The 4,480-nt window shown below is 73.8% G+C and carries 5 protein-coding genes; all 5 read right to left on the reverse strand.

Annotated features, from left to right (window positions below; translation table 11 throughout):
* Positions 1 to 70: 70 nt before the first annotated feature.
* The gene (locus ABD211_RS33475; RefSeq protein ID WP_344140600.1) at positions 71 to 556 is read right to left on the reverse strand and encodes a phage tail protein; all 486 of its coding nucleotides are present in this window, start codon (positions 554 to 556) and stop codon (positions 71 to 73) included.
* Positions 557 to 560: 4 nt separating this feature from the next.
* On the reverse strand, positions 561 to 1,787 hold the full coding sequence (locus tag ABD211_RS33480; RefSeq protein ID WP_344140602.1) for a phage tail sheath family protein: 1,227 nt from the start codon (positions 1,785 to 1,787) through the stop codon (positions 561 to 563).
* 3 nt (positions 1,788 to 1,790) lie between these two features.
* Positions 1,791 to 2,492, reverse strand: coding sequence for a carboxypeptidase-like regulatory domain-containing protein (locus tag ABD211_RS33485; RefSeq protein WP_344140604.1), 702 nt, complete (start codon positions 2,490 to 2,492; stop codon positions 1,791 to 1,793).
* A 109-nt stretch (positions 2,493 to 2,601) separates the two neighbouring features.
* Entirely contained in the window at positions 2,602 to 3,870 is a 1,269-nt protein-coding gene (locus tag ABD211_RS33490; RefSeq protein WP_344140606.1) for a serine/threonine-protein kinase, read from the reverse strand.
* 94 nt (positions 3,871 to 3,964) lie between these two features.
* Positions 3,965 to 4,480, reverse strand: a 516-nt coding sequence (locus ABD211_RS33495; protein WP_344140608.1) for a CHAT domain-containing protein, incomplete at its 5' end; no start/stop codon positions are given.

The following is a 4,480-nucleotide window of genomic DNA, read 5'->3' on the forward strand; positions in this document are numbered from 1 at the left end:
CAGCCGGGCCAGCGCGTCGGCGAGCGCGGCGAGCCACCGGGCGCACCGGCGGCGGGCGGCCTCGGCGGGACTACGCCGCCGCCGCGCCACCGCTGGTCTCCCGCTGCAGGCCCTCGTGCGCCAGCACGAGCGTCTCGATCGCCAGTTCCCGGCTCAGCGCGTCCAGCGGCGCGCCGTACCACTCCTCCGGCCACGCGTTGAGCAGGTTCCAGCGCAGGACCTCGGTGGTGCCGCTGGCGTCGAGCATGACCACGGAGACGTTGCGCCGGTTGACGCGGCCCTCGACGGCCGTCATCAGCCACTCCCACAGGTCCGCCGACGAGGTGAGACCGAACCGGAGGGTGACGGGTGCGTAGCTGACCCGGCCCGGGATGGCCCGCACGATCGAGCTGTTGCCGGCCTCCCGGTAGGAGATCCGCTCCACCTTCAGGCCGAGCCCGCCGACCTCGGTGAAGTGGCCCTCGGTGACACCGTTGATGAGGAGCTTGAAGTTGTACGCGCGGTAGGGGTCCACCCAGTTGCCCGGCTGAGCGCCCGACGCGTTCGGCTGCGTCATCTACCTACTCCGTTTCCGGTCCGGCCAGCGACTGGCTGAGCTTGAACACGACGAACTCGGCCGGCTTGACCGGCGCGACCCCGATCAGGGCGACGACCTGCCCGGCGTCGCGGACGTCGGCGGGGTTGGTCTCCTCGTCGCACTTGACGAAGAACGCCTCGGCCGGCGTACGGCCCAGCAGTGCGCCGTCGCGCCACACGCGGGTGAGGAAGGCGTTGATGTCGCGGCGGATCGAGCGCCACAGCAGGCCGTCGTTGGGCTCGAAGACGATCCAGTTGGTGCCCTCGGCGATGGACTCCTTGAGCATGTTGAACAGGCGCCGCACGTTGAGGTAGCGCCACTCGCTCGCCTCGGCGGCCAGCGTCCGGGCGCCCCAGATGCGTACGCCCTCCGATGCGAAGTACCGGATGCAGTTGACGCCCTTGGGGTTGAGCAGGTCCTGCTCGGCCCGGGTGACCCGGTAGGTCAGGTCGAGCACGCCGCGCACCGGCTCGTTGGCCGGCGCCTTGTGCACCCCGCGCAGCGTGTCGTTGCGCGCCCACACGCCGGCCACGTGGCCGCTCGGCGGGGTGGCGATCACGTCGCCGGACAGCGGGTCGCGCACCACGATCCACGGGAAGTAGAACGCGCCGTACGCCGACTCGCGCGGGCGCAGGCCCGCCGGCTCGGCTGTGGCCGCCTTGGCGGGCGCCGCCTCGGTTTGGTCGGCCGACTTCGCCGTGGCCTTCTTCGGGGGCACGCCCGTGGTCGCCACGGTGATGAGCCGGTCGACGGCCGGCACGTCCTCCGGCGGGTCGAGGATGGCGATCCGGTCGCCGAGGCGCTCGCAGTGCGCGAGCAGCGCCTCGTACGAGGCCGGATCGGCGTAGCCGGGGGCCGCCACGATCGCCACCTCGTCGACCGACTCGAGCAGGTCGAGGCCGGAGCGCTGGCGGCCGCCGCCGGCGATCGGGTCGGTGCGCCCGACGCTGACCACGTAGCAGCGGCCGCCGCCGTTGTCGAAGAACCCGTACACGCCACGGGCCAGCGGGGTGCTCGGCGTGTCGTCGCCGCCGCCGAAGTAGCGCAGGAACTCCGACCAGCTGTTGACCGCGATCGCCTCGTGCTGCGGGGCGTTCGGGTCGGGCGCGACGCCGACGAAGCCGGCGGTGGACGTACCGACCGCTCCGATCGGCCGCGCGCCGCTGGGTACCTCCTCGACATAGATGCCGGGAGACGCGTAGAAGGGCATGGACTAAACCTCCTCGTACTGGCAGTGCAGGACGACTGGTTGGGCCGCGTCGGCGGGCACGTCGGCGCCGCCGCGCAGCCCCTTGCCGGCTACGGTGAGCCGGGTCGCGGCGACCGGCAGGCCGGCGAACGCGAACGCGCCGTGCGCGTCGGTGCGGGTGGCGAGGTCGAGCCCCACCGCCACGACCCGTACGCCGGGAACCGGCACGTCGCTGGGCCCGACGACCTGCCCGCGCACCGCGCGCAGCGGGGTCTCGGTGATCCGCAGCCCGCCGGTGACCCGGGGCGCCGACGGTGCCGGCCGGTGCACGCGCACGGGCACGTCCACCAGCAGCGCGAGCCGCGGGGGAGCGCCCAGCGCGACCCACAGCTCGGTCGGTACGGGCTCCGGCACGAGGCCGAGCGCGGGCTCGGCGAGGAGCGCGGACAGCACCCGGTCGAGCGTCGCGGTCGTCCATTGCGGACTGTCGGACGTCACCAGGTACCGTGCGCGCAACCGCAGCGGCTCACCGCCCGTGGGCCCGCTGACCCGTTCGGGCAGCAGGGCCACCGGCCAGACGGCGACGTCCTCCGTCGACGCCGAGGCGCGCGGCCCGGGCTGCGCCACGCTGGCCGGCACACCGGCGCCGGCCAGGCAGTTGAGGACGGTCCAGGTGGCCTCGGCCACCGTGCCGCGCCCAGCGGCCGCGGGCAGCGGTGCGCTCATCCCGGCCTCCTTCCCGCCCACCGTGGTGCTGACGGGAGAGACAGAGCAGCGTCAGGCGGCCCTGATACACACCGGAGAAAGATTCTTTGGGTACGGCCTCAGCCGCTGGTCAGCGGACGTCCCCGAGGCAGAGTTCCGTGCCCAGGCCGCCGCTGCCGTCGGGGAACCAGAACTGCGAGGTCACGTCCGGCGCCCACTGCGCGCAGTTCGGGTCGGGATCCACGAACGGCACGTTGGTGACGACCCCGATGACCTTCCTCGCCGCCGCGTCGTCGGCGCAGTCGACGATCTTGTTGTAGCTGCTCTGGTCGTCGAGGGCGCGCAGGCAGTCGCCCGGGCGCGCGCGGCGGGCGTCGTTGAGGTTGCCCCGGATCACCACCGCCGCCACCACGATGGCCGCGATGACGACCACGGCACCGACGAGACCGAGCCAGCGCAGTGCCGTCCCGCGGGACGAGGTCTTGGTGATGGACGGCCGCGTGGGCGCTGGTCCGGGGGCCTCGGCCCGCAGCACGACCGGTGGCGAGTCCACCACGGTCGGCGCGGTCGCGCGCTCGGTCGCGGGTCGGCTGACGGCCGCCAGCTCGGCCCGGGCCCGGGCGCCGCTCCAGCGTTCGGCGGGGCTCTTGGCGAGCAGGCCGTCGAGCGCGGGCGCCAGGTCGCCGGCGCGGTCGGCGGGCGCGTGCGCCCGGGAGGCGCTCGCGAAGAGGTTGGCCAGGCCGTCCTCGCTGTAGAACGGCGGCTTGCCCTGCACCGCGAAATAGAGCGTGGCGCCCAGTCCGAAGAGGTCGCCCTCCGGGCCGGAGATGCCGTCGGTGAAGCGCTCCGGCGCGATGAAGCCCGGCGTGCCCATGAGGATGGAACTGCGGGTCATCGTGCCCACGCCCACGGCGCGGGAGATCGAGAAGTCGGTCAGCAGCACCGTGCCGGCCTGCGAGATCAGCACGTTCGAGGGCTTCACGTCGCGGTGCAGCACGCCGGCTTCGTGCGCGGCCGACAGGGCGTCGAGCAGGGCGAGGCCGATCGTGGCGACCCGCGCGGGCGGCAGCGGGCCACCGCCGCGCACCACCTGCTCAAGGGTCTGCCCGACGACGAGCTGCATCACGATGTAGACCTGTGCGTCCTCCTCGATCACGTCGTGCACCGCCACGATGTGCGGGTGCGCCAGGCTCGCGGCGTGGCGTGCCTCCGCCATCGCGAGCGCGGCCAGCCGCTGTTGCTCGGTCCCGCTGCTCGTCGCGGGGAACACGATGTGTTTGACGGCGACGTCGCGGCGCAGGCGCTCGTCGTGGGCCTGCCACACGGTGCCCATGCCGCCGGCGCCCAGCCGGGACACCAACCGGTACCGTCCAGCGATCACGTGATCGACGCCCGTCACATTGTCTCCATTGTGGATCGAATGGCCTCCGGCACCCAGCGAAGCACGTCGACGGCGCTCTCACAGCCTCCGTTCGGACGAGACCGGGTCACGTTCAGCCCGCGCCGAAGCAGCGGAACGCGTGGGTGCTCGACAGCGCGTCAGCGGTCTGCGCCGCCTGGGCCTCGGCGAGCGCCTGTGCCGGGGCGACCGCGCGGGCAAGGCGGCGGTGCAGGTCGACCATGAGCGCCCGGGTCGCCTCGTCGTCGACCGGGCCGACGCTGGCGATGATCGTGCGCGTACCCAGGCCCAGCATGGCCGCGGCGAAGCCCATGAGCTCGTCGCCCTCGTGCACGGTGGACACCCCGCTGTCGCAGGCGGACAGCACGAGCAGCCCGGGCGGCCGCCGCAGCGGCAGCAGGTCGTGCACGGTCAGTGGCCCGTCCGCGAGCGACAGGTGGGAGAACAGCGGGTTGTCCGCGCGGAACGTGCCGTGCGCCGCCACGTGGGCGGTGGCCGCGCCGTCGAGCCCGGCGAGCACGTCCGGCACCCGGGCCCGGGGCCCGGCGAGCACGAGCGCACCGGTCGCGTCCTCGGCGATGCGCGCGACCTCGCCGGCCGCGTGGGGCGG

The organism is Luedemannella flava, assembly GCF_039528515.1.
In the GTDB taxonomy this organism is placed as follows: domain Bacteria; phylum Actinomycetota; class Actinomycetes; order Mycobacteriales; family Micromonosporaceae; genus Luedemannella; species Luedemannella flava.

What these genes read in the sequence shown, in the direction of transcription:
- ABD211_RS33485 (WP_344140604.1), bottom strand. Translation starts at nt 2,492, where the DNA reads ATGAGCGCACCGCTGCCCGCGGCCGCTGGGCGCGGCACGGTGGCCGAG.
- ABD211_RS33480 (WP_344140602.1), bottom strand. Translation starts at nt 1,787, where the DNA reads ATGCCCTTCTACGCGTCTCCCGGCATCTATGTCGAGGAGGTACCCAGC.
- ABD211_RS33475 (WP_344140600.1), bottom strand. Translation starts at nt 556, where the DNA reads ATGACGCAGCCGAACGCGTCGGGCGCTCAGCCGGGCAACTGGGTGGAC.